The sequence below is a fragment of the Polaribacter glomeratus genome (assembly GCF_002954665.1).
GTDB lineage: Bacteria > Bacteroidota > Bacteroidia > Flavobacteriales > Flavobacteriaceae > Polaribacter > Polaribacter glomeratus.
The window spans coordinates 1,538,504-1,564,671 of sequence record NZ_MSCM01000002.1; the positions used below are offsets into that span (position 1 = coordinate 1,538,504).

At 29.3% G+C, this 26,168-nt stretch carries 25 protein-coding genes and 1 tRNA gene; 21 read left to right on the forward strand and 5 right to left on the reverse strand.

Features of this window, described 5'->3' with window-relative positions; genetic code table 11:
* Nucleotides 1-71 precede the first annotated feature (71 nt).
* Nucleotides 72-410, reverse strand: coding sequence for a MotA/TolQ/ExbB proton channel family protein (locus BTO16_RS16810; RefSeq protein ID WP_105022798.1), 339 nt, complete (start codon nucleotides 408-410; stop codon nucleotides 72-74).
* A gap of 204 nt (nucleotides 411-614) precedes the next feature.
* Between BTO16_RS16810 and BTO16_RS16815 the strand changes: the two genes are divergently transcribed.
* The 8 genes from BTO16_RS16815 (at nucleotide 615) to BTO16_RS16850 (ending at nucleotide 7,421) form a co-directional block, all read left to right on the forward strand.
* Entirely contained in the window at nucleotides 615-1,670 is a 1,056-nt protein-coding gene (locus tag BTO16_RS16815) for a sensor histidine kinase (protein ID WP_105022799.1), read from the forward strand.
* Entirely contained in the window at nucleotides 1,660-2,346 is a 687-nt protein-coding gene (locus BTO16_RS16820; RefSeq protein ID WP_105022800.1) for a LytR/AlgR family response regulator transcription factor, read from the forward strand. The genes BTO16_RS16815 and BTO16_RS16820 overlap by 11 nt, the downstream gene beginning before the upstream one ends.
* Before the next feature lie 36 nt (nucleotides 2,347-2,382).
* Complete coding sequence (gene mvaD, locus BTO16_RS16825; RefSeq protein ID WP_105022801.1) at nucleotides 2,383-3,462, forward strand: diphosphomevalonate decarboxylase; 1,080 nt, start codon at nucleotides 2,383-2,385, stop codon at nucleotides 3,460-3,462.
* A gap of 28 nt (nucleotides 3,463-3,490) precedes the next feature.
* Nucleotides 3,491-3,982, forward strand: coding sequence for a toxin-antitoxin system YwqK family antitoxin (locus tag BTO16_RS16830; protein ID WP_146105422.1), 492 nt, complete (start codon nucleotides 3,491-3,493; stop codon nucleotides 3,980-3,982).
* A gap of 54 nt (nucleotides 3,983-4,036) precedes the next feature.
* Nucleotides 4,037-4,963 (forward strand): mevalonate kinase family protein, encoded by a 927-nt coding sequence (locus tag BTO16_RS16835; protein ID WP_105022803.1) that lies wholly within the window; start codon nucleotides 4,037-4,039, stop codon nucleotides 4,961-4,963.
* A gap of 10 nt (nucleotides 4,964-4,973) precedes the next feature.
* A complete protein-coding gene (locus BTO16_RS16840) occupies nucleotides 4,974-5,891 on the forward strand; it encodes a geranylgeranylglycerol-phosphate geranylgeranyltransferase (protein ID WP_105022955.1) in 918 nt (305 codons plus the stop codon).
* Between the two features lie 37 nt (nucleotides 5,892-5,928).
* Nucleotides 5,929-6,897, forward strand: coding sequence for a pseudouridine synthase (locus tag BTO16_RS16845; RefSeq protein ID WP_105022804.1), 969 nt, complete (start codon nucleotides 5,929-5,931; stop codon nucleotides 6,895-6,897).
* A gap of 74 nt (nucleotides 6,898-6,971) precedes the next feature.
* Nucleotides 6,972-7,421, forward strand: a complete 450-nt coding sequence (locus tag BTO16_RS16850; RefSeq protein WP_146105423.1) for a DUF1569 domain-containing protein — start codon at nucleotides 6,972-6,974, stop codon at nucleotides 7,419-7,421.
* A 13-nt stretch (nucleotides 7,422-7,434) separates the two neighbouring features.
* Here the strand turns inward: BTO16_RS16850 and BTO16_RS16855 are convergent, their stop codons facing one another.
* Nucleotides 7,435-7,905, reverse strand: a complete 471-nt coding sequence (locus BTO16_RS16855) for an Lrp/AsnC family transcriptional regulator (RefSeq protein WP_105022806.1) — start codon at nucleotides 7,903-7,905, stop codon at nucleotides 7,435-7,437.
* A gap of 161 nt (nucleotides 7,906-8,066) precedes the next feature.
* On the opposite strand from BTO16_RS16855, the gene BTO16_RS16860 reads away from it, so the two are divergent.
* On the forward strand, nucleotides 8,067-8,999 hold the full coding sequence (locus BTO16_RS16860) for an NAD-dependent epimerase/dehydratase family protein (RefSeq protein ID WP_105022807.1): 933 nt from the start codon (nucleotides 8,067-8,069) through the stop codon (nucleotides 8,997-8,999).
* Nucleotides 9,000-9,055: 56 nt separating this feature from the next.
* Here BTO16_RS16860 and BTO16_RS16865 read toward each other — a convergent pair.
* Nucleotides 9,056-9,128, reverse strand: a tRNA-Phe gene (locus BTO16_RS16865).
* Nucleotides 9,129-9,225: 97 nt separating this feature from the next.
* Between BTO16_RS16865 and BTO16_RS16870 the strand changes: the two genes are divergently transcribed.
* From BTO16_RS16870 to BTO16_RS16900, 6 genes are all read left to right on the forward strand, one after another.
* On the forward strand, nucleotides 9,226-9,954 hold the full coding sequence (locus BTO16_RS16870; protein WP_105022808.1) for a type III pantothenate kinase: 729 nt from the start codon (nucleotides 9,226-9,228) through the stop codon (nucleotides 9,952-9,954).
* Nucleotides 9,951-11,237 (forward strand): hypothetical protein, encoded by a 1,287-nt coding sequence (locus BTO16_RS16875; RefSeq protein WP_105022809.1) that lies wholly within the window; start codon nucleotides 9,951-9,953, stop codon nucleotides 11,235-11,237. Before BTO16_RS16870 ends, BTO16_RS16875 begins: the two co-directional genes overlap by 4 nt.
* A 14-nt stretch (nucleotides 11,238-11,251) precedes the next feature.
* Nucleotides 11,252-12,583, forward strand: a complete 1,332-nt coding sequence (locus BTO16_RS16880; RefSeq protein WP_105022810.1) for a tetratricopeptide repeat protein — start codon at nucleotides 11,252-11,254, stop codon at nucleotides 12,581-12,583.
* A 6-nt stretch (nucleotides 12,584-12,589) separates the two neighbouring features.
* Entirely contained in the window at nucleotides 12,590-13,156 is a 567-nt protein-coding gene (gene lptC / locus BTO16_RS16885; RefSeq protein ID WP_105022956.1) for an LPS export ABC transporter periplasmic protein LptC, read from the forward strand.
* Between the two features lie 220 nt (nucleotides 13,157-13,376).
* The gene (locus BTO16_RS16895; RefSeq protein WP_105022812.1) at nucleotides 13,377-14,642 is read left to right on the forward strand and encodes a hemolysin family protein; all 1,266 of its coding nucleotides are present in this window, start codon (nucleotides 13,377-13,379) and stop codon (nucleotides 14,640-14,642) included.
* A gap of 122 nt (nucleotides 14,643-14,764) precedes the next feature.
* Nucleotides 14,765-16,855: a peptidylprolyl isomerase gene (locus BTO16_RS16900; RefSeq protein WP_105022813.1), complete on the forward strand. Its 2,091-nt coding sequence runs from the start codon at nucleotides 14,765-14,767 to the stop codon at nucleotides 16,853-16,855.
* A 309-nt stretch (nucleotides 16,856-17,164) separates the two neighbouring features.
* On the opposite strand, the gene rho is transcribed toward BTO16_RS16900, so the two are convergent.
* Complete coding sequence (gene rho, locus BTO16_RS16905) at nucleotides 17,165-18,889, reverse strand: transcription termination factor Rho (protein WP_105022814.1); 1,725 nt, start codon at nucleotides 18,887-18,889, stop codon at nucleotides 17,165-17,167.
* Nucleotides 18,890-19,083: 194 nt separating this feature from the next.
* On the opposite strand from rho, the gene BTO16_RS16910 reads away from it, so the two are divergent.
* The 4 genes from BTO16_RS16910 (at nucleotide 19,084) to BTO16_RS16925 (ending at nucleotide 23,068) form a co-directional block, all read left to right on the forward strand.
* Entirely contained in the window at nucleotides 19,084-19,515 is a 432-nt protein-coding gene (locus BTO16_RS16910) for a DUF4293 domain-containing protein (protein WP_105022815.1), read from the forward strand.
* Between the two features lie 276 nt (nucleotides 19,516-19,791).
* Nucleotides 19,792-20,457, forward strand: a complete 666-nt coding sequence (locus BTO16_RS16915) for a response regulator (protein WP_105022816.1) — start codon at nucleotides 19,792-19,794, stop codon at nucleotides 20,455-20,457.
* 96 nt (nucleotides 20,458-20,553) lie between these two features.
* Nucleotides 20,554-21,234 (forward strand): hypothetical protein, encoded by a 681-nt coding sequence (locus BTO16_RS16920; RefSeq protein ID WP_105022817.1) that lies wholly within the window; start codon nucleotides 20,554-20,556, stop codon nucleotides 21,232-21,234.
* A 145-nt stretch (nucleotides 21,235-21,379) separates the two neighbouring features.
* Nucleotides 21,380-23,068, forward strand: a complete 1,689-nt coding sequence (locus BTO16_RS16925; protein ID WP_146105424.1) for a tetratricopeptide repeat-containing sensor histidine kinase — start codon at nucleotides 21,380-21,382, stop codon at nucleotides 23,066-23,068.
* On the opposite strand, the gene BTO16_RS16930 is transcribed toward BTO16_RS16925, so the two are convergent.
* Nucleotides 23,055-23,552: a metallophosphoesterase family protein gene (locus BTO16_RS16930; RefSeq protein WP_105022819.1), complete on the reverse strand. Its 498-nt coding sequence runs from the start codon at nucleotides 23,550-23,552 to the stop codon at nucleotides 23,055-23,057. The two genes, BTO16_RS16925 and BTO16_RS16930, sit on opposite strands and share 14 nt — an antisense overlap.
* A gap of 97 nt (nucleotides 23,553-23,649) precedes the next feature.
* Between BTO16_RS16930 and truA the strand changes: the two genes are divergently transcribed.
* Nucleotides 23,650-24,375, forward strand: a complete 726-nt coding sequence (gene truA / locus BTO16_RS16935; RefSeq protein WP_105022820.1) for a tRNA pseudouridine(38-40) synthase TruA — start codon at nucleotides 23,650-23,652, stop codon at nucleotides 24,373-24,375.
* A 3-nt stretch (nucleotides 24,376-24,378) separates the two neighbouring features.
* Entirely contained in the window at nucleotides 24,379-26,145 is a 1,767-nt protein-coding gene (locus BTO16_RS16940; RefSeq protein WP_105022821.1) for an ABC transporter ATP-binding protein, read from the forward strand.
* Nucleotides 26,146-26,168: the final 23 nt, after the last annotated feature.

Here is a 26,168-nt window from a genome sequence, read left to right on the forward strand (position 1 = left end):
CAAACAAAAAAGCACCATTTCTAAAAATTAGAAAGATGCTTTTTCAAACTTAACAAACAAAAAACCGCTTCTTATTTTTTGATCCAAGTTAAAATGATGGTAAATAGTTTTCCTAAAAGAAAAATTACCATTCCAAAAGTAGGAGCGAGCAAACCAACTTTAAATCCGCCAGCTAAAACTTGGGGAGCAATATCGCCACGCATAGCAGCTATATCTTCTAAAGCGCCTAAAAGGCCGATTACAAAACCCAAAACGCCAAATACAAAAGCAAATAATGCTAAAGAGTTGATGAGTTTCTGATTTTTATCAGTGTTGTTCTTTAATCCTTTTACAAATAAAAGCACAATAACAATTAATAAAAGTACTAACGGAACCATAAAAATTGGTCCACCTTCTAAAATAAAATTCATAATATATGTTTTAAGATTATGCTGCTAAAGTATTTGGTAAATTGTGGTTGAAATTATTTTAGCGACCAACGACCAATTCTGGTTAGGTTTTAACAAATATCGTATTTTTAAGGAATTTAAAGCAAAAATTGTTAAAACACCTGTTAATTCGGTATTTCGTCTATTTTTAGCGCGATCAAATTAAAAAAATAGTTTATTTGTAAGATGAACAAATCTGCATCAAAAATTTTAAAGAAAGCCTTTTTACATCTTCTTTTTTGGATGTTGATTTGGTTTTTCTTCTCAAGTTTTTTTAGTGTAGGTTCTACAAGTGAAAGCTTTATTTTTTGGTTTTCAACGATTTTAAGCACCATTTCAATAGTAGCTTCTTATGTTTTTGTGTATTATTTAATTCCTGTTTTTTTAATCACTAAAAAACACAAACAGTTTATTTTATATACTTTTTATGCAGGCGTTTTTATTGTTTGTGCGGTTTTAATGACCGTTGTTTTTGGCTTTGTTTTTTTCTACAATTTAGAATATCAAAAAATGCCGGCTTTAACTAAAAATGCTGGTGTTATTTTGGTCTGTGTTTTGCTAATTATTGTATTGGCAAGTGCCTTTAAAATTTTAAAACAGAATTACAAATCTTTGGATGAAAAGAAAACTTTAGAAAATAAATTTCTACAAACGCAATTGCAATTAAAAGAACAAGAATTAAAGTTTTTGAAGATGCAAATTCATCCGCATTTTTTGTTTAATACACTAAACACTTTATACGGATTTGCATTAAAAAAGTCTGATAAAGCGCCAGAAATGATTTTAAAATTAGCTAGTTTGTTAGATTATATTTTATATCAAGTGGATAAGCCAAAAGCGCTTTTACAGGACGAAATTAATCATATTGAAGATTATATTTCTTTAGAAAAATCACGTTTTCAAGACGGTTTACAAGTTACTTTTGATAAAAATTTAATGGATAAAAAACTTGAAATTGCACCGATGTTAGTATTGCCTTTTGTAGAAAATGCGTTTAAACATGGATCGCAAATTGTTGGCGTGGTAAAAGTAAAGATCTATTTAAAGGTTGATGAAAACGAGCTGAATTTTAGAATTGAAAATTCGGCAATTAAAAAAGAGCATTCTAAAAACGGAATTGGTTTAGAAAATATTAAAAAGAGACTAGAAATGTTGTATCCAGAGAAACATATTTTAGAAATCTTACAAGAAGAGGAGATGTTTAAAATCAGCCTAAAAATCGCTATCAAAAATGAGGAATAAACTAAAATGTGTTGTTGTAGATGACGAACCAATGGCAAGAGAAATCCTACAAACGTATATTGCTAAAACTCCTAATTTAGAACTAATTGCAAGTTGTAAAAATGCCTCTGAAGCTATTTTGTTTTTGCAAGAACATGCGGTGGATGTCTTTTTTTTAGATATAAATATGCCAGAAATTAGCGGTTTAAGTTTGGCTAAAATTATCGATCAAAAAGCACAAATAATTTTTACCACAGCATATAGAGAATATGCAATTGATGGTTTTAATTTAAATGTGGTCGATTATTTGTTAAAACCTATTTCTTTTGATCGGTTTTTACAAGCGGTTCAGAAGGTTTTACAATTAGAAATTACAGAAAATAATGCTGATTTTATGTTTGTAAGATCCGATAGAAAAATGGTGAAAATTGACTTTAATTCCGTTTTGTATATAGAAAGTTTAAGTGATTATGTAAAGATTTTTACATCAGAAAAAACAATTGTTATTAGAGAGACTATTAGCAGTTTAGAAGAAAAATTACCTTCTAAAAAATTTATCAGAATTCATAGATCTTTTATAATTTCTCTTCAAAATATTACTTCGTACACCAACGAATTTATAGAAATAAATCAAAAAGCTTTGCCAATAAGTAGAAGTTATAAAGAATCCGTTTTACAAAAATTAGCAGAAGTCTAGTGTAATACTTTATCTTTGTTTCAAAATTTTTAGACTTTGAATACAGATCAGTTTTTAGTTAAATCGGCATTAAAAAATATAGATAGAGCAAGTTTTACATGGCAAACACCAAGTAATATTGCGCTTGTAAAATACTGGGGTAAAAGTAATCCTCAAATCCCAAAAAACGCTTCTATCAGTTTTACATTGAATAATTGTCATACTATTACTACGATAGATTTTGTAAAGAAAGAAAAGTCTAACGAGGCAGTTTTTAACTTGTTTTTTGAAGGAAAAGAGAAAGCAGAGTTTAAACCAAAAATTGCAGAATTTTTTAAGAGAGTGCAACAATATTGTCCTTATATTTTAGAATATAAAATGACAATTAATTCAGAAAACTCTTTTCCGCATTCTAGCGGAATAGCTTCTTCGGCAAGCGGATTAAGCGCTATTGCGATGTGTTTAATGAGTTTAGAGAAGGAACTTAATGCTGATTTATCAGCAAAAAACAGCAATAAAAAAGCCTCGTTTTTAGCAAGATTAGGATCTGGAAGTGCAAGTAGAAGTATAGAAGGCCCTTTGGTTGTTTGGGGAAAACATGCAGAAATAGAAGGAAGTTCAGATTTATTTGGAGTCCAATTTCCTTACAAAGTACATTCTATTTTTGAAAATTATCAAGATGTAATTTTATTGGTTGATAAGGGTGAGAAGCAAGTATCTAGTACGGTTGGTCATAATTTAATGCATGAGCATCCTTTTGCGGAAAATCGTTTTATACAAGCAAATGAAAATTTGGCTAAAATGTCTAAAATCCTTCAAGAAGGAAATGCAAAAGACTTTATCAATTTGGTAGAAAGTGAGGCGTTAACCTTGCACGCAATGATGTTAACAAGCAATCCTTATTTTATATTGATGAAACCAAACACTTTAGAAATCATCAACAAAATTTGGGAATATCGTCAAGAAAACGAGAGTTCAATTTGTTTTACCTTAGATGCTGGCGCAAATGTGCATGTGTTGTTTCCAGAAAAGGAAAAAGAAAACGTGGGGCAAATTATTGAGAGTCAATTATCTAAATACTGCGATAAAAATCAGTATATTTGTGATACTGTAGGTTTTGGAGCAAAAATGTTCTAAAATTCTCAGCAACCAAAAACATAATATTATGAAAACTTCAACGTCACTGATTGCATTAGTTGTTTGGTTTTTAACAACTTCTGCTTACGCCCAAGAAACCGTTTGGTTTGATTCTAATTGGAAAGTATCAACCAAAGAAAAAGCTGCGTATTACAGGCCAAATCCAAAGAAAAAAGATAATGGTTTTTGGATTGTAGATTATTATATTTCTGGAAAAGTACAAATGGAGGGTTATAGTAAAACATCCGAAGCGAACATAGAGAAATTTCAAGGAAAAGTGAATTATTTTCATGAAAACGGAAAGGTTTTTCAAAAAGTGAACTATATAGATGGCAGACCAGAAGGCAATTTCTTTGAATATTATGATACAGGAGAAACCCAGAGACTTGGAAAATACGAGAATGGTTTACGTGAAGGAATTTGGAAAATATTTTATAAAAACGGTAAAATTCAGTCTCGTGGTAAATATAGCGCCGGAGAGAAAGTAGGAATTTGGAAGACTTTTTATAAAAATATTTAAAAAGTAATACCTAGTAATATAATTTGTATTTTTGCACTGTAATTGAAAAAGAAAATGAAAGGTCCACTATTTTACGCTAAAATTCTACTTTTTGGAGAATACGGAATCATAAAAGATTCTAAAGGATTAGCGATTCCCTTTAATGCCTATAGAGGAGGTTTAAAAACAACAAAAGTTTTAGAAGGCAAGGCAAAAGCTTCAAACGAAAATTTGTATAAATTTTACAACTACATAGCTGCTTTAAATTCTGAGTTAGTTTCTTTTAACTTAAAAAAGTTTAAAGCTGATTTAGAAAAAGGGATGTATTTCGATTCTTCAATACCTCAAGGGTATGGAGTAGGAAGTTCTGGTGCTTTAGTGGCATCAATTTATGATAAATATGCTGCAGATAAAATTACAGTTTTAGAGAATTTAACAAGAGAAAAGCTTCTAAAGTTAAAAGAAATATTTTCTTTGATGGAGTCTTTTTTTCACGGTAAAAGTTCTGGTTTAGATCCTTTAAATTCATATTTAAGCTTACCAATTTTAATCAATTCTAGAGAACATATAGAGCCAGCAGGAATTCCGTCTCAAAAAGAAGGAAAAGGAGCCGTTTTCTTATTAGATTCAGAGCAAATTGGTGAAACTGAGCCTATGGTTACCATCTTTATGAATAAGATGAAAAATGAAGGTTTTAGAAAAATGTTAAATGAAGAGTTTGTTACCTATTCGGATGCTTGTATTGACGATTTTTTACATGGTAATGTAGCGTCTTTATTTACAAACGTTAAAAGTTTATCTCAAGTAGTACTTAAAAATTTTAAGCCAATGATACCTGATGCTTTTCATAAAGTATGGGCAAAGGGTATTAAAACAAACGATTATTATTTAAAACTTTGTGGTTCTGGTGGTGGTGGATATATTTTAGGTTTTACCGAAGATTACGAGAAAGCACAGAAAAGCTTAAAAGATTACAAAACAGAACTGGTTTACAGGTTCTAACATGGAATTTATGGGGTCTTCAAAGACGAAGATATTCTTAAAAAAAATAGTTAGCTTACTATCTGTTGTTAGAGGGTACAACATTCTTATTTTAATTTTTGCCCAGTATTTAGCCTCTATTTTTATTTTTTCATCAGAAAAATCAATAAGACAAGTTGTATTTGATATAGATTTACTTTACATCGTAATTGCTTCAGTTTGTGTTGTAGCAGCTGGTTATATTATAAATAATTTTTATGATGTTAAGGTAGATAGAATTAACAGGCCTTTAAAAACTTCTTTAGATAATTACGTAAAGCAAGAGACGAAATTATCGCTCTATTTCTTCTTAAATTTTTTAGGATTTGCTTTTGGTTTATTTGTATCTTTTAAATCTGCACTTTTCTTTTCGGTTTATATTTTTTCTATTTGGTTTTATTCTCACAAATTAAAAAAATATGCTTTTACAGGTTTAATTTCTGCGACTATACTTACTATTTTACCTTTTTTTGCAGTATTTGTTTACTATAAAAATTTTTCAAAAATTATTTTTGTGCATGCAATTTTCTTGTTTTTACTAATTATGGTAAGAGAGTTGATAAAAGATTTAGAAAATATAAAAGGTGCGTTAGCTAATAATTATAAGACTTTTTCTATTGTTTATGGAGAAGTAAAAACAAAGCAATTATCTACTTTTTTACTTGTATTAACACTATTTCCAACTATATTTTTGCTGAATCATCCTGCATTAAGCTACATGAAATATTTTTTTTATTTGTCATTTTTCACCCTGTTTTATGTGGGTTTTTATCTCTGGAAATCAAACCAACAAAGCAACTATACATTGTTACATAACATTCTAAAAATCTTATTATTAATAGGTGTTTTTAGTTTGGTTTTTATTGATACATCAATGCTTTTAGAAAAAGTAATTGATAGATTGAATTAGAGATTCTATTTGAGTATCTTTGCAAAAATTTTTAAAAATGGAATCAAATAAAAACTCGTCGCGAGGACGACAAGAAGGTAATAAAGGTAGACCTCAAAAAGATACTAAAAAAAGCACTTCTCAAAGAGAAGGCAGCAAAAGTGCTTCTCCAAGAGATCCTAAAAAAAGCACATTTAAAAAAGATGCTAACAAGCCTGTGTTTCAAAGAGACGCTAAAAAAAGCACACCACTAAGCAGAAAAATCGTTAAAAAAGACTTTAAGAAGATTACTCCCATTAAAAAATCTGACGATTCATCTGGAATTCGCTTAAACAAATATATCGCTAATTCTGGGGTTTGTTCGCGTAGAGAAGCAGATACATATATAGAACACGGAAGTGTAGAGGTAAATGGTAAATTGGTTACAGAAATGGGTTACAAGGTTCAGCCAGACGATATTGTTCGTTTCGACGGAACCTCAATAACTCCAGAACAAAAGAAATACGTTCTTTTAAATAAGCCAAAGAATTACATAACAACCATGGATGATGAGCGTGGTAGAAAAACAGTTATGGAATTGATTATGAATGCATCAAAAGAAAGAATTTATCCTGTAGGAAGATTAGATAGAAATACTACCGGTTTATTATTGTTTACAAATGATGGAGATTTAGCTAAGAAATTAACACACCCAAAGCATAACGTACGTAAATTATACCATGCTTCTTTAGATCGTAAATTAGAGTTAAATGATTTAGAAAAACTAAGAGGCGAAGTTGTTATTGAAGGTAAAAAAGTATTTATTGATGCGATTTCGTATGTGAATGGTGAACCAAAAACAGAAATCGGAATCGAAATTCACTCTGGTAGAAATAGAATTGTTCGTAAAATATTTGAACATGTTGGGTATAAAGTAAATAAACTTGATAGAGTTGTTTTTGCTGAATTGACGAAGAAAAATTTACCGAGAGGAAGATGGAGAGAGCTTACTAATTTAGAGGTTACGAATCTTAAAATGATGAAATAAAATTACAATCCAGCTTTTAGCTGGATTTTTTTTTGAACTATATTTACATATATTAGTATAAATTGAAAGACCAAATGTTACACAAAGAATTTAGCTTTATAAAAGCAAACATACAGCACCTAGAAAAAGAAGACTTAAAGGTTTCTAAAGGAAGTGTTGGTTGGCATTTAGATCATTCTTTAAAAGTGATTAATAGTGTTTATGAGAATATAAAAGAATCAAAACCTACTAATTACGAGAAGAAATTTAATTTGTTACGGCTGGTAACTTTTACTTTAGGGTCTTTTCCTAGGGGAAAAGCAAAAGCACCTAAAAGAGTTTTACCGCCAGAAATCATCTTAAAAGAAGCTGTTGAGAATCAATTAGTTGTAGCTAGAAAAAATCTAGAATCTATAAATGGTTTTGATGACAATCAATTTTTTACGCATCCGTTATTTAAGCAATTAAATAAAAAGCAAACCATAAAATTTATAGGATTGCATACGAATCATCACATAAAAATTATGAAAGAAATTTTAAAATAATTTTTAAAATTTATTAGATACAATATTCTGTACTAGACATTATTTCTTTTAATACAAAATAGCTCTCTAGTACACCAATATTTTCAATTCTTGATAATTTGGTTCTTACAAATTCATGATAATTATCGAGGCTTTCCATGTTTATTTTTAAGAAAAAATCAACTTTTCCTGCCATATGATAACATTCTTGTACTTCTTTTAGTTCTTTAATTTGTTTCTCAAACTTATCAATAAATCCTTCGTTATGATATCTTAAGGAAACCATACAAATTACGGTTATTGGTATGTTTAACTTTTTTTTATCCAAAATTGCCACATATTTTTTTATCAGCTTTTGTTTTTCTAATTTTTTAATTCTTTCATAAACAGGGGAGGAAGTTAGGTTTAGAATTTCAGCAATTTCTTTGGTTGTTTTTTTAGCGTCTTTTTGTAATATTCTTAAAATTTTAAGATCTGTTTCGTCTATTTTTTCTGAATGCAGCATATTTGTCTTTTAGAACCATAAATTTAATACATTAAAAGATAAAAAAACTTTTTATGGGTTAAAAGAAAGACTAAAACACTTATTTTAGTATAAATTAAAGTAGATATGCTCTTTTTATTGATAAATACTATAATTTCATTTTTTTTAAGAATTTATAAGAAATGAAAAAAGATACTATTTTAATTGTTGGTTCTAATGGTCAATTAGGAACTGTTTTATCTCATGAACTGCGTCAAATTTATGGTGATGGTTCTGTAATTACATCAGATTTATTTAAAAAAAATGTTTCTGCAGATAATTTTATAACTTTAGATGCTACGGATTATAAAGCGGTTGAAGAGATTGTTGTGAAAAATAAAATTACTCAGATTTATCATTTAGCTGCTATTTTATCAGCAAAAGGAGAGCAAAATCCTTTAGGCACTTGGGATTTAAACATGAAAACCTTATTCAATGTTTTAGAAGTTTCTAGATTACATAAAGTTGAAAAAGTTTTTTTTCCTAGTTCAATTGCTGTGTTTGGTAATAACATCGATAAAGAAAATACGCTGCAATCGTCAAACTTAACACCTGCAACTGTATACGGAATGAGTAAAGCTGCTGGCGAAAATTGGATTCATTATTACTATCAAAAGTATGGGTTGGATGTTCGTTCTCTTAGATATCCAGGTGTAATTGGATATCAATCTTTACCCGGAGGAGGAACAACAGATTATGCAGTTGATATTTATCATCAAGCTATAAAAAATGCAGAGTTTGAGTGCTTTTTAGCAGCTAAAACAACTTTGCCTATGATTTATATGGATGATGCAATTAGGGCTACTTTAGAGTTGATGGAAGCGCCTAGAGAAAATATTATTATTAGAACTTCTTATAACCTAGCCGGTATGAGTTTTAATCCAGAGGAAATTGCAGCATCTATAAAAGAACACTATCCAGGTTTTAAAATTAAATACAAACCAGATTTTAGACAAGGTATAGCAGATTCGTGGCCAAAAATTATTAATGATACTGATGCCAGAAAAGATTGGAATTGGAAACCAGATTATAACTTAAAGCTAATGACTAAAACGATGATTGATAATTTGAAATAAGTTTAAAGTACTTTTAAAACAAAAAATCCGAACAACTTAATGTTCGGATTTTTTTGTGGTACCTCCAGGAATCGAACCAGGGACACAAGGATTTTCAGTCCTTTGCTCTACCAACTGAGCTAAGGTACCATGCCTTAGCGGATGCAAATATAAAATGTTTTTTTACATTTGCTAAAGAAATTTTAAAAAATTCTATTGTATTTTTGAATTTTATATAAAATAAAGGATGAATCTAATTATTGATGCAGGTAATACAAGAGTAAAAGTAGCTGTCTTTGAGCGAAGTAGGCTAGTAGAAGTGGTGATAATAGATAAAAAAAGATTTTTATCAGAAATAAAAAAAATAGTAAAAAAACATGAAATTTTTACCACAATCTTGTCTTCTGTCAGTTTTATATCAGAAAAAAAGCTAGAAAAATTAAAAAACACACTCAATTTAGTCATTTTATCGTCGTCAACAAATGTTCCTTTTACCAATTTATACGAAACTCCAAAAACTTTAGGCGTCGACAGAATTGCATTAGTTAGTGCTGCCGTAAAAAAGTTTCCAAATAAAAATATTTTAATTATTGATGCAGGAACTTGTATCACTTTTGATTTTGTAAATGATAAATCGGCTTATTTTGGTGGTGCAATTTCACCAGGTGTAGAGATGAGGTATAAAGCACTTCATACATTTACAAGTAAATTACCTATTGTAGAAAAAAATTATCCAAAAAATTTTATTGGCAATAATACAATAGAAAGCATTAATTCTGGTGTTGTAAATGGTGTTGTTCAGGAGATTGAGGGCGTAATTAATCAATATAAAAATAAATTTAGCGATTTAACAGTTGTTTTAACAGGAGGAGATACAAATTTCTTGGCAAAACAATTAAAAAGTAGCATATTTGCGCATCAAAATTTTCTCCTTGAAGGATTAAATGAAATATTGATTTTTAACAAAAACAAATGATTAAAAAGATTTTAGTAGCTTTCTTACTGTTAACTTCTGTAACTTTTTTAGCACAAAGAACAAATTCATCACCATATTCATATTTTGGTATTGGCGAAGAATTTAGCGGAACAACAGTAGAACAAAGTTCAATGGGGGGCATTGGTGTTGCTTTTAACCATTATAAATATTTAAATTTTACAAATCCTGCGGCTTATGCAGATTTAAGATATACTACTTATAGTTTTGGTATTTTAAATAATAATTTAACAGTAAAAAGCAATATTTCTGAGCAGAATGCTAATTCAACAAGCTTATCGTACCTAGCTTTAGCATTTCCTATTGGTAACAAGGCAGGTCTTTCTATTGGTTTACAGCCAGTTTCTTCTGTTGGGTACTCTTTGTCAAATTCAATACCAGACGGTATTGGTGGTGTTTCTGAAATATCAGTTTTTGCTGGTGATGGAGGAGTTAGTAGGGTATATGGTAGTTTCGGAATTAAAGTTGCCAAAGGATTATCTGTAGGATTAGAAGCAGATTATAGTTTTGGTAACATAGATAATAGTGTTATAAATCAAAAAGCTAACATTTCTTTAGCAACTAAATATAATGAAGTTACTGTTTTAGATGGTACTTCTGTAAAGTTAGGGGCGCAATATCAAAAAGAGTTAAAAAATAAGTTGATTTTAAATGCGGGAGCAACTTTTAAGGTAGGCAACAGTTTAAATGTTACCGGTAATGATTATTTATATTCATTCGCTTTTGGTGCTTCGGGATCTGAATCTCCAAGAGATACTGTTTCTACAAGCGAAATTAATGGTAAGTTTAACTTACCATTTAAATCTATTATAGGGTTTGGGTTAGGTAAACAAGATAAATGGTATGCTGGTTTAGAATATGAAAACCAAGATGCAATTTCTACAACAGGATTATTAGCAAGTACAAACGGGGCGTATCAATATGGTAGCTCTAATCGAATTTCTTTCGGAGGATTTTATTTACCTAAAATAAATTCCATCTCAAATTACTGGAATAGAGTAACTTATAGGGCAGGTGTTCGTTTAGAGAAGTCTGGTTTGCTAGTGGGAGGTTCAGAAACTAATACAAATTTCACTCCAATTGACGACTTTGGCATATCTTTTGGTTTAGGTTTACCACTACAACGATTATCTACAGTAAATATGGGATTTGAGTTTGGTAAAAGAGGAACCATAAATAATAATTTAATTGAAGAAAATTATTTTAATTTTAGATTAAGTTTATCTTTGACGGATACTTGGTTCATTAAAAGAAAGATTGATTAACAAAAACATTAAAAATGAAGAAAATTACCTTTTTACTAGCAGCTACAGTGCTTCTTGCAACTGTCAAAACAAACGCACAGGACGAAGCATTAAGAGAATGTACAATAAAGTATAACCTTTTTAAAGGCGATAACCAATCTAAAAAGTATGACGATGCTTACACAAATTGGATTTATTTAATGGATAATTGTAAAGATTTATCTGTAAATATTTACAAATATGGAGCAGATTTAGTACAAGATATTAGAAAAGATCCTGTTTTAGCAAAAAGAGTATACGAACAAAGATTACAGTTCTTCCCAGATGATCATCCAGCTAAAGTGCATAGCGATTACGCTACATATTTAGCAGATAATAATTTAGCATCAGAAAAAGAAGTCTTTGTTATTTTAGAAAAAGCATACGAAATTTCTCCGCAAGAAATGGGTGTAAGAAATATCTATAAATATTTTCAAGGAGTTACAGACAAATATAAAGACGAAAACCCTCAAAGAGTTTTTGATACTTATGATGATGTTGTAGAATCTGTAGGTGAAAAATTAGACGGTTATGCTAAAAGAATCAATGAATTAACAGATTCTACCAAAGTATTAGACGCAAAAGAAACTAGATTGTTGCAAGCATACCAAATTAACTCTACAGCACTTGGTACTATAGAAGGAGGCTTAGATGCTATAATTTCTGAAATTGCTACTTGTGAACGATTAGTGCCTTTATATAAAAGAGATTTTGAAGCTAAGAAAGGAGATGCTATTTGGTTAAGAAGAGCGGTTTCTAGAATGTTTAATAAAGATTGTCAAGACGATCCAATGTTTGAAACTTTAGCAAAAGCGTATGCAGAAGCAACTCCTTCTCCAGATTCTTACTCATTTTACGCAGGTATTTTAGAGAAAAATGGAGATGTAAGTGGTGCAGTAGCCATGAGAAAAAAAGCATTTGATCTAGAAACAGATCCTTTAAAAAAATCTAGATATAAGTTAAAATTTGCTGAAACTGCTAAAAATAGAGGTCAATTAAGTGAAGCTAGAAGTTTAGCAAGAGAAGCTATAAGATACAATCCAAGTTCTGGTAGAGCATACTTATTAATTGCAAGATTGTACCAATCTAGTGTAAACAATTGTGGTGGTGATGAGTTTGAAAAGAGAATGGTTTACGCAGCAGCTTTAAGACAAGCTCAAATAGCTGAAAGTGTAGATCCAAGTATGTCTTCTGTTGCAAGAAAATATATAGACTCTTATAGAGCTAATTTGCCAAGCAAAAAAGTAATTTTTACTGCAGGTGTTGCACCTGGAAGTAGTTATACTATTAAATGTTGGATTGGAGAAACAGTAAGTGTACCTAATTAATTGTTTGTGCGTAATTACAAAAAAATAATATCTAAAAGCATTGCTGTTACATTTGTAACAGCAATGCTTTTTTCTTGTGATAACAATACGCAAAAAGTAAGAGACTTTTTAGCAGACAAAAACTTACCAGTTGGTACTGCAAAAGATGCGTATCATGTTTATAAAGATTCTGGTAGAATTACATCAAAATTAATAACACCTTTGTTGTTAGATTTTAGCAATAGAAAAGAACACCCTTATAGTGAGTTTCCTAAAGGAATCAAAATAATCAATTTTGAGAAAAACGGAAGAGATTCAATCACTATTACAGGAAACTATGCTATATCTTACCCAAAGACAACAATATCAGAACTTAAAGGAAATGTAGTTGTGGTAAATCATACAGAAAAATCTAGATTAGAAACAGCGCAATTATTTTGGGATGAAACCACAGAATACTTTGTTTCAGAAAAAGCTTTTAAATTAATGACTGAAAAAGACACCGTTTTTGGAGTTGGTTTTGAGTCAAAAGAAGATTTATCTAAACATTTAGCAAAAAAAACAACAGGAAAATTAGAAACATCAGAAGAATAATTTTATGAATAACATTTGGAAATTTTTTCAATACGGATACTTATTAATAGCAATTATTTGTTTAATAGAAGGTATAGTTCGTTTTAACTCTGATAAAGAAAAAGCGTTCTTTTTTATCGGCTTCTCAATTTTTATTACCTTAGTGTTTTTCTTTAAAAGACATTTTAGGAAAAAAGTTGAAAAAAGAAACAACCAAAATAAATAGCATTTTACTCTTTAAATGGAAGTTGAACTTATAGTTATAATTGTATCTATTTTATTATCTGCGTTTTTTTCGGGGATGGAAATTGCATTTTTTTCTGCCAATAAGATGCATATCGAATTAGAGAAGAAAAGAGATGGTTTTATACCAAGAATTTTAACAAAAATTACACAAAAATCTTCAAAATTTATTACCACAATGCTAGTAGGTAATAATATTTCTTTAGTAATTTATAGCTATTTTATGGGTAAATTCTTAATAAGAATATTGCCAATAGATAGTTTTAATGAGTTTACTGTTTTATTTATTCAAACAATTATCTCTACAATCGTTATTTTAGTAACAGCCGAGTTTTTACCAAAAGCAATCTTTAGAATTTATGCAAACGAAGTCTTAAAACTTTTTGTTGTACCAGCATATATTTTCTATAATTTATTTCACTTCTTTTCTGAGTTTATTACCTTAATCTCAGACTTTTTTTTACGTGTTTTTTTTAAAACAAATGCAGACGAAATGCAAACTGTATTTAGTAAAGAAGAGTTAGGAATTTATATAAATGAACAATTAGAAACGGGTAATATAGACAATGAAGTAGATTCTGAAATTCAAATTTTTCAGAATGCGCTAGGTTTTCATAATGTAAAGGCAAGAGAAGTTATGGTGCCAAGAACAGAAATTGTGTCTGTAGAAATTCATGAAACTGTAGTGAATCTAAAAAATATTTTCATAGAAACAGGATTGTCAAAAGTTTTAGTTTATAAAACATCTTTAGATGACGTTCTTGGTTATGTAAATGCATTTGAATTATTTAAAAAACCAAAAACTATAAAATCAATTTTACTTCCATTAGAAATTGTGCCAGAATCTATGATGATTAATGATTTACTAAATACGTTGATAAAAAAACGTAAAAGTGTAGCCGTTGTTATTGATGAATACGGCGGAACATCAGGAATGATCACTGTAGAAGACATTGTTGAAGAATTGTTTGGTGAAATAGAAGATGAACACGATTCTCAAGAATTTTTAGAAGAAAAAATAAGTGATTCAAAATTCAACTTTTCGGCAAGATTAGAAATTGATTATTTAAATGAAGAATACGATTTAAACATACCAAAGTCAGAAGCATACGAAACTTTAGGTGGTTATATTATTGAGCACACCGAAAATATCCCAAGCGAAAAAGAACATATAGATATAGAAGATTTTGAATTTAGAATTCTAAAAATGAGCGGTGCTAAAATAGACGAAGTCTCTCTTAAAATTTTAAATCAAGGAGATTAAAGTTTTAAATTAAAGTTTTACCCTAAAATTGCGTGTAACCTCCTACTAATAAGTGTAAAATGGGTTGCAAGATTAAAACCAAAAACCGTATATTCGCGAACTGAAAATAAATAAAAAGACGTATGGCAGTTTTATCAAAAATTAGAGAACGTTCAATGTTCTTAATCATCATTATAGGTTTAGCACTTTTTGCTTTTGTACTAGACCCTTCTACTCTTGGTGATTTTTTTAACTCTAGTAAAGTAAATGAAATAGGTGAAATTAATGGAGAATCGATTTCTAGAGAAGAGTTTGTACAAGAATTAGAAGATTATAAACAACAAGCAGGAGGCCAAGTTTCTGAAATGCAAGCAGCAAAAACTGTTTGGGATAATATTTTAAGAAAAAAAATATATAAAAATCAGTTAACTGGAGCAGGTATTACAATTGGAGAAGCAGATGTTTGGAATGAACTTGTAAATGCACCATTTGTACAAAATAATCCAGAATATCAAACTGAATCTGGTTTATTTGATGTTTCTAAATTCAAACAATTTTTAGCTACAGAAAAAGAAAATAAAACTGCAATGTGGTCTCAATGGTCTACTTATATGAATCAAATTAGAGACAATGCAGAAACAAACACTTACAATAATTTAGTAGCTGCTGGTTTAGGCGCTTCTTTAAAAGAAGGTGAACTAGAATATTTATTAGAAAACACGAAACTAAATGCTCAATTCGTTTTTGTGCCTTACACTAGCATTGCAGACAGTGACGTTAAAATTAATAAATCTGAAGTTGAAAGCTATATTAAAAATCATAAGGAAGATTTTAAAGTAGAGGCTTCTAGAGACATTTCTTATGTTCAATTTAATATCATTGCTACGCCTGCGGATGAAGAAGTGATAAAAAATAATATTTCAGCTTTAATTGAAGATTTTAAAGTTTCTACAAACGAAGCTGTGTTTTTATCAGAAAATGGTTCAGACACGAGTTTAAATGAAAGTTTTCAATTCAAGAATTTATTAAATCAAGAAACATCAGCACAGATTTTTGAAGCAAATAAAGGAGATGTTGTTGGTCCTTATAAAGATAAAGATTATTTTAAAATTTCTAAGATTTTAGAAGTTTCTCAGATGCCAGATTCTGCAAGAGCAAGTCATATATTAATTCCGTTTGCAGGTTCTCAAAGAGTTGCTGCAGATGTAACTAGAACAGAAGATGAAGCTAAAATATTAGCAGATAGCCTTTTGTCAGTCGTTAAAGGTAATGTTGGTAAGTTTGGCGAATTGGCAAAAACTTTTTCTTCGGATTTAGGATCTGGAGCAAAAAACGGCGATCTAGATTGGTTTAATTATAATAGAATGACACCTCTTTTTAGAGATTTTTGTTTTCAAGGTAAAAAAGGAGATATGGGAGTAGTTAAAACTCCATTTGGTTTTCATGTTATAAAAATCGATGATCAAAAGAACAATCAAAAAGTAGTTAAATTAGCTACTTATGGTAGAAAGATTATTGCATCTGAAGCTACAGAAAATGTTACTTTTAGAAATGCTGAAGAATTTGCATTAGCAGTGTCTAAAAATAACAAGTTTGATGAATTAGCAAAAGAGAAAAAATACGAACCAAGGTCTGCTGTAGGCTTAAAAGTTTTAGACGAAAGTGTTGCCGGTTTAGGCAATCAAAGACAAATTGTAAGTTGGGCTTTTGGTAAAGAAACTAAAGTAAATGATTTTAAACGTTTTGATTTAGATGGAAGTCATGTAGTTGCTTTTGTAACAAGTTCTCAAGAAAAAGGGTTAATGTCTGCAGAAAAAGCTACAAATACTGTAAGACCTATTCTATTAAATGAAAAGAAAGCAGCATTAATTAGTGATAAATTAAAAGGTAGTTCTTTAGCAGATATTGCAGCTGCAAACAGTGAAACAGTTAGAACATCTAACGGACTTACTTTAAAAAGTCCTACATTATCTGGAATTGGAGTTGAACCAAAAATTGTTGGAGCAATGTATAACGCACCAATAAATAAAGTAATTAATTCTGTGCAAGGAGATAGAGGTGTGTATACTTTTAAAGTAACAAGTAGAGAGTTACCTACAGCATTGCCAAATTACGATACAAACAGAAAAAGAATTTCTGAAGACAGAAAAAGACAAACTTTTAAAATGTATGAAGCAATTAAAAACGCTTCTGAAATAGAAGATAATAGAGCAATGATGTATAGTGCAAACTAATATGTAGCTTTTATTTTCAATCAAAAAAAAATCCGTTCAAATATATTGAACGGATTTTTTTATGCTTTAATTCTATAGTTGTATGTGTCTAAGCCTATAAACAATTACCTTTTGGTTCTCTTAGTGGTAGTATATAGTTTAAAATAGATTCCTATATCTAAAACTTTTTGCTGTTTTTTTCATATTCAAAATACTTTTTTTTGAGTTTACCAAAGTTAAATTCAAAGTATGAAATAGTGTTATAAAAAAAACCTTTTTGATTTCTCAAAAAGGTTTCGCATATTTTTTTAGATCTAATTGAAAAGCTTTTTATCCATTCATTGAGATCAAAAACTCATCATTATTTTTAGAAAATTTAATTCTATCATTAATAAATTCCATTGCTTCTATAGGATTCATGTCTGCAAGATACTTGCGTAACACCCACATTCTTTGCACTGTTTTTGCATCTAGTAATAAATCATCACGTCTTGTAGAAGATTTAATTAAATCGATGGCAGGATAAATACGTCTATTAGAAATATTTCTATCTAATTGAAGTTCCATGTTTCCAGTTCCTTTAAATTCCTCGAAAATTACTTCGTCCATTTTAGAACCAGTTTCTGTAAGTGCAGTAGCTATGATTGTTAAAGAACCACCACCTTCTATGTTTCTAGCAGCCCCAAAGAAACGTTTTGGCTTGTGCAATGCATTTGCATCAATACCACCAGAAAGTATTTTTCCTGATGCAGGAGCAACTGTATTATAAGCTCTTGCTAAACGAGTAATTGAATCTAAAAGGATAACAACATCGTGTCCACATTCTACCAAACGTTTTGCTTTTTCTAAAACAATATTTGCAACACGTACATGTTTGTCTGCTGGCTCATCAAAAGTAGATGCTACAACTTCACCACGAACACTTCTTTGCATATCAGTAACTTCTTCAGGACGTTCATCGATCAATAATACAATTTGATAAACCTCTGGATGATTCATTGCAATTGCATTCGCAATGTCTTTTAACAACATTGTTTTACCAGTTTTAGGTTGCGCAACGATCATACCACGCTGGCCTTTTCCTAAAGGAGAAAATAAGTCTATAATTCTTGTTGATAAAGAACTTCCTTTTTCTGCTAAATTGAATTTTTCTTCTGGAAATAAAGGTGTTAAGTGTTCAAAAGAAACTCGATCTCTAACAATATTTGGGTTTAACCCGTTAATTTTAGAAACTCTAATTAAAGGAAAATATTTTTCACCTTCTTTAGGTGGTCTAACATTTCCTCTAACAGTGTCACCGGTTTTTAAACCAAACAATTTAATTTGAGACTGAGAAACATAAATATCATCTGGTGATGATAAATAATTATAATCAGAAGAACGTAAAAAACCGTAACCATCAGGCATCATCTCTAACACACCTTCACTTTCAATAATTCCATCAAATTCAAAATCTGGATCTTTATATCTGTTTCCAGACTTATTACCCCTATTTGTATTGCTTTTAGAGTTATTAGGTTCCTTACTCTTATTTTTAGGAAGATTACTATTTCTTGGCGGATTCCTGTTTGGATTATTGTTAACAGGTTTTAATTCCTTTTTAACTTTAGGCTCAGTAGTTGAATCAGCTGACGTATTTACAGCATCATCTTCCTTTTTATCCTGTTTTGCTCTTGGTTTTGGAGGAGCTCTTTTTTCTATTACCTTCTTAACTTCTACTTTCTTCTCTAAAATAGTTGTTTTTTCTAAAGGTGTTTTTTCCTCTAAAGTATTCGTTTGCGCTATAGTTTCTGTCTTTTCTACAGTTCTAGTTTCAACAGTCGCTTTTTTTGGCTGAATTTTTTTAACAACTCTTCTTCTTTTTGGTTTGTCAGTTTTTGAAGTTTCTGACACCTCAGAGTTTGAGGTTTTAACAGGAGTTGCCGCTTGCGTATCTAATATTTGATAAACTAAGTCTAATTTTTTTAATTGACTTGTTTTTGTTAGTCCAATAGATTTGGCAACTACTTGTAAGTCAGCAAGTGTTTTTTCTTTTAGTTCAGAAATTTCGAACATTTATGTATATATTAAGTTAAATTAATCTTAAGCAGTTAAGATGTTACAAATTGTTTTTCTTGATTTTACTGATTGTATATAGTGCTATACAATATGATTTTGTGTGGTTATTACTTTACAAATATAAACTTTTTTTTTAATTATAGGTTTTCTTTTTAAAAAAAGAAGCACTATTTTTGTAAAAAAATTAAAGTATGATACAAAGAATACAAACTATATATTTAATTTTAGCTTCTGCAATTTCTGGAGGATTAATTTTTGTATTTAGTTTATGGAATACTTTAAAAAAACAAATATTTGTTTTAGATTTGTTTTTTAATGAATTACTGTTGTTAAAAGTAATTCCTTTTATGTTCATTACGTCTGCTGTTTTATCATTTGTAACTATATTTTTATTTAAAGATAGAAAGTTACAGTTTGTATTAGGACGTATAATAATTTTGATCAATCTTTTTTTATTAGGATTATTGATTTATGTATCTCTAACTTTACCTGGAGAAGCTTCTGTTTCGGAGAAAGGTATTGGGATGTTCTTACCAATTTTGGCAATTTTGCTTGTTGTTTTGGCAAATAAAGCTATTAAAAAGGATGAAGATCTCGTAAAATCTGTGGATAGATTGCGATAAGACTAACAAATAGTATATTTAGTGCGAAAAAAAACCGAGAAATTTTTCTCGGTTTTTTATTTATTCAGAATAAAATAAAAAATATATTTATATTAGCGTGTGTAATTAATGTTTTTTATGATTTCCCTTCTATTTATAATTTTCTGAAAACCAGTTTTTTAAAAATTTCTTCTCCCTGTAAATAGGGAGGCTTCTCCCCATAAATAGGGAGAAAAATATTTCATCATAAATGGGTATTGTACAGTCTTTAATTGTGTTTTAAATTTGATAAAAGAAATGAAGAAAAAAATTTACGTTCACGTAGCTGATGATCATAAAATATTGATAGAAGGTATCATTGCTGTAATTAACACTGATAAAGATATAGAAATTAGAGATTATTCTTTAACAGGTAAAGAAGTTGTAGACTGGTTTGATAAAAAAGGAAACAAAGCAGACGTATTAATTTTAGACATTACAATGCCAGTTTTAGATGGTTTTGAAGTTCTTAGACATTTTAATCAAAAAGGAATTAACCCAAAGGTTATAATACTTTCTAGCTACGATGATATTAAAATCGTTCAAGAAATGTTAAGCCTTGGTTGTAAGGGTTATATTACTAAAAATAATGCCGGAGAACATATTGTAGATGCTATAAAAGCAGTTGCAAACGGAGAGCAATATTTTAGTGATGATATTCAAAAAATTCTTTTAAAACGTTTTTCAGGACATCATGTGCCAACAGGAGAAGCACCAGTTAAATCAATAATTGAGGCTTTAACAGAAAGAGAATTAGATGTTTTAAAATTAATAACGAAACAGTATAGTTCACCAGAAATAGCAGATAAGTTAAATTTAGCGCTTAGTACGGTTGATACACATAGAAAAAATTTATTAAAAAAATTAAAAGTAAAAAACTCAGTAGGCTTAGCAATGTATGCAGTAAAAAATAAAATAGTATAAATTCCCCCAATATAATTTTTTATAATACCCCCAGCAAGTTTAAACTGCTTACATTAGCTAAGTCATTATAAATCAAAATAATAAAAACCAAATAAAATGAAAAAAATTAAAATTTTAGCACTAGCATTAGTAACAACTTTTGCATTTTCATCGTGTTCTACAGAAGATTCAATGATGCCACAAGAACAAAGTAGCGAATTACTAAACACATACCAACTAAAGAGAGATGCGTCTGGTGCATATTCAGTTGATATAAATGTAAATGGTAATGTAAATATTAGCAAAGTAAAAAACGCTATAAGCAATACCAATGAATTATATTTAACACTATCGGATGATAAATTTACTCAAAAAAGTACTGTACAAACAGATTTGTTTTTTAATGATGAAAATTTTAAGATAGATTTTATAAGTGCTAATTCTAATAAAACACCAAGTATATCTGTTTTTGATGACAATATTAAATTCGTAAAAAAATCTGATACTAGTTTTCTTGAAGAATTTAGTGTTACCAAAAACGAAAACGGTACTTACGACTTAGATTTTAAAGTAATAAATAACGTTGCTGTAGATTTTGTATATAATACAGACCTTGAGGCGTATGAAGTTCATTTAGAAGCGAATGTTAAATCTCAAGGAAATAAAAACTTCTCTAGAACTTTAGAAAAGGAAAATGACAAATTACTTCAAATACATTTTGTAAACCATTTAACTGATATGTTGAAAGCAGAAACACAGTCAACTGAAAGAAAGCCGGTCATCTTGATAGATAATTAATTTATATTTCTTGAAACATATTTTATTCACTTTTTTATTGATAAGCTTTACGTTTTCTTATTCAAAAGCTGGTATTAAAACTCACTTAACTGGAGAAATTTCTAAAAAAGATATTTCTCCAGTTTTTGTTGTTTTAAATGATACATTGATAAAAATAAAATATGATATAATTGTAAAACTATATAAAGGTGAAGATTATGATGAAGCTCTAGAAAAAGCATTTGAACTATTTAATCTATGTAAAAATAAAAATGATAAATTTTGGTCTCAGAAGATTTTATTTTTAATTGCTGATATTTATGATAAAACCAGAAAGTACAAGAACTCTTTAGAGTATTATAAAAAATCTTTAGAGGTAGTTGAATTTTATGTTGAGGATAAAAATGACCTTATATCTTCTGATTCTAACTTAGGATTAGCTTTTTTAAAAATAGGTAGCTTATATCAAAAGTTGTCCGTAGCAAAAGAAGAAAAAAATAAATTTAAATATTTAGATAGTGCTAAATATTATTATGAGAAAATTGAAAACCTACCCCAATTAAACAATGAAATAGAAACTATAAAGGCTAAGGCATTTAATAATTTATCAGCTATTTATGAACGTGATTCTGTTTTTGATAAGGCTGAAAGTTATATTAAAAAATCAATAAGGATACATGAAAAATATAATAATAAAATAGGTCTTGCATTTGCTACAAATAACTTAGGCAACATTTTTTTATCCCAGAAAAATTATAAGAAGTCTAAAGACTTTTATTTAGAAGGTATTAATTTAATCAAAGATGATAATAGTACTGAGGCCATTAGAGTAAAAGCAGGTCTTTATACAAATCTTGCCTGGGCAATGAGAAATCTCAAGGATTTCAAAGCATATGATTTTCAAGAGATGTCATATGAATTTCAAGACAATATAAGGGATAAGGAGTTTAGAGGGATAATAGATGAGTTGTCTTCCAAATTTGACTTTGATGCTCAAAAAGAACGCTTTCAAAGACAAGAGGAAGTTAAGCTTTTAAAAGAAAAAGACAAAGTAAATACAATAGTTGTTATAAGTGTTTTAATTCTTATTTTTCTTTTAATCATCATTACATATTATAGTTTACGACAAAAAGATTTGCAAATAAAGTTATCTAAAACAGAACTTCTTCAAAGTCAAAATTTAGACAAATTAAAGTCAGAGTCTCAAGTAAGAATCTTAAATGCGGCTATTGACGGTAAAGAATCTGAAAGAAAAGAAATAGCAGAAACATTACACGATAATGTAAGCGCACTGCTTTCATCTGCAAATTTACATTTACAAGCGTCAAGAGGCCAATTTAATGGTAAAGTACCTATTGAAATAGATAAAACACAAAAAATAATTAACGAAGCTGCAACTAAAATTAGGAGTTTATCACATTCATTAATGTCATCAGTTTTGTTAAAATTCGGATTAAATTTTGCAATAAAAGATATTGCAGAAAAATATTCTAATTCAGAATTATCTATTGATACACAGATTGAGGGTTTAAGGCGATATGAGCAGAATTTCGAAATTAAAACATATAATATTATTCAAGAATTTATCAATAATATTTTAAAACACAGTGAGGCAAATAATGCGTTTATTAAATTAAGAGAAATAGAAAATACACTTGTTTTAGAAATTTCTGATGATGGAATTGGTTTTAATAAAAATACAATCACTGCTAGAGAAGGCATTGGTATTAATCAAATTGATGCCAGAATACAGATGATGAAAGGTAAGTTTAAGATAATTACATCTAAAGGAAACGGAACTATAATTAAAGTAGAATTGCCAATTCAAGAAAGAGAAACTATTAACCTCTTGTAGCCAATTCTATAATTTCTAAATTTTTAATTTCTCCTTTTTCTAATTCAAAACGAAGCATTGTTCTAATGTTATGAAAACCATGATTTCCAGCAGCACCTGGGTTTAAATGTAATAAGTTTAATTTTTTATCAAACTGAACTTTTAGAATGTGTGAATGACCAGAAATAAAAATTTTGGGGCTATTTTTAGTAATTTCTTCTCTAATTCTTATATTATATCTATTAGGATATCCGCCAATATGAGTCATCCATACAGCTACATTTTCAACGGAAAACTTTGCATCTAAAGGGAATTCAGCTTTTGCTTCATTTCCGTCAATATTTCCAAATACAGCTCTTAACGGTTTTAGTTTTTTGATGGTATCAGTAACTTCTAAATTACCAATATCGCCTGCATGCCAAACTTCATCAGCTTGTTTTACAAACTTTAAAATTTGGTTGTCAATAAAACTATGAGTATCGGATAATAGTAAAATTTTTTTCATTAAAAATAGTAAGAAAAGTTTAACGTGGGTTACAACGTCAAAAGTAAGGATAACAAAATAAATTTCGTAATTTTGATGACTCCAAAAAAAACTATTTTTGAGATATTTTATAGAACTTTCTTATAATGGAAAAAAGTATCATGGTTGGCAAATTCAACCAGATGCAATTTCTGTACAAGAAAAATTAAATAACGCAGTAAGTACTATTTTTCAAGAAGAAATTCAGGTTGTTGGTGCAGGACGAACAGACACAGGTGTGCATGCATCCCAAATGTTCGCGCACTTTGATATAGATAAAGAATTAAAAAAAAATATTGTTTTTAAATTAAATTCTATTTTACCAAACGATATTTCTGTGCATCAAGTTTTTTTGGTAGATGCTGAAAAGCATGTACGCTTTACGGCAACATCACGTAGTTATGAGTATAAAATTTGGTTGGGAAGAAATCCTTTTTTATTAGATTTTTCTTGGCAAATTCATTCTCAAAGACCAGATATACATTTAATGAATGAAGCTGCAAAATTACTTTTAGAATACACAGATTTTCAAACTTTTTCTAAAGTAAAAACAGAGGTTTATACTTTTAATTGTGATGTAACCGAAGCCTTTTGGGTATTAAATGGATCTGAATTAACGTTTCATATATCAGCAAATAGATTTCTTAGAAATATGGTAAGAGCTATTGTTGGAACGCTTGTAGATGTTGGTTTAGGTAAAATTACAATTGAAGGTTTTAGAGCAATCATAGAGAGTAAAAACAGGAGTAATGCGGGTTTGTCAGTTCCTGCGAAAGGCTTATTTTTAACAAAAATTAAATATTAAATTTTGGCAGAAAAAACAGGAAATGCTTTTGATATGCAAATTTTCTCAAGATTAATGTCTTTTGCAAAACGCTATCGTCTGTACTTTTTTATTGCATCGTCATCTACCATTCTACTCGCGTTATTTTCGGTTTTATCACCTTACATATTAATCAATACAGTAGACGATTATATTTTATCAAAAGACAAAGCGGGTTTATTAGATTATACCTTGCTAATGCTTGCTGTTTTATTGATAGAAGTTTTGCTGCAGTTCATTTTTATTTATTTTGCAAATTGGGTAGGTCAACATATAATTAGAGATATTAGATCAAAAATATTTAAGCATATTTTGCAATTTAAAATGTCTTATTTTGATACAAATTCGGTTGGTAAACTAGTAACCAGAGTAGTTTCTGATATAGAAACGATCGCAGCTTTTTTTAGTAACGGTGTTTTTACAATTTTTAGTGATATTCTTAAAATGTTTGCGGTAACAGTTGTGATGCTTTTTTTAAATTGGAAGTTGGCACTGATTACTTTATCTATTTTACCAATTTTAGTGTACGCAACAAAATTGTTTCAAGTTGCTATTAAAGTTACGTTTCAAGAAGTAAGAAATCAAGTTGCAAATTTAAATAGCTTTGTACAAGAAAGAGTTACAGGAATGAAAATTGTGCAACTTTTTAATAGAGAAGATATCGAATATCAGAATTTTAAAGAAATAAATGACAAGCACAAAAAAGCGCACGTAAAAACTATCTGGTATTATTCAGTTTTTTTTCCAATTGCAGAAATTTTATCGTCAGTAGGAATCGGGTTGATTGTTTGGTTTGGTGGTGGACAAGCCATTCAAAATTCAGGAATTTCTGTTGGTATGATTATGGGGTTTATACAATATGCACAAATGTTGTTTAGACCTTTAAGGCAAATTGCAGATCGTTTTAATCAGCTTCAAATGGGTATTGTAGCCGGTGAACGCGTTTTTAAAGTAATGGATACAAATAGTAGTATCGCTAAAAGCGGATCTATAAAAGCCGAAAATTTAAAAGGGAACATCACTTTTAAAGACGTTAGATTTAGTTACATTAAAAACGAAGAAGTTTTAAAAGGAGTTTCTTTTGATGTAAAAAGTGGACAAACAATTGCTATTGTTGGTGCTACTGGTGCAGGAAAATCGACTATCATTAATTTAATAAATCGTTTTTATGAAATTGATAAAGGTTCAATTGCTATAGATGGTATTTCTGTGGATGAATATTCTTTAGAGAGTTTAAGAAGCCAGGTGGCAATTGTATTACAAGATGTGTTTTTGTTTTCTGATTCTATTTTAAATAATATTACCCTAAAGGATGAAAACATCTCTTTTAAAGACGTTGAAAAAGCTGCAAAACAAATAGGAATTCATGATTTTATAATGACGCTTCCTGGAGGTTACGACTATAATGTAAAAGAAAGAGGAGCAATGTTATCTTCTGGTCAAAGGCAATTAATTGCTTTTCTACGAGCGTACGTTAGTAAACCAAGTATTTTAATTTTGGATGAAGCCACATCATCAGTAGATGCACAAGCAGAACAAATGATACAATATGCCACAGAAACCATTACAAAAGAGCGAACTTCAATAGTAATTGCACACAGATTAGCAACTATAAAACAAGCAGATAAAATTATTGTAATGGATAAAGGTTTGATTGTTGAAGAAGGTACGCATCTAGAGTTATTAGAAAAAGAAAAAGGATACTATAAAAATCTATATGACAAACAGTTTAGCTTAGACAAAGCATCTTAAATTTTTAATACTCTTAATAAATG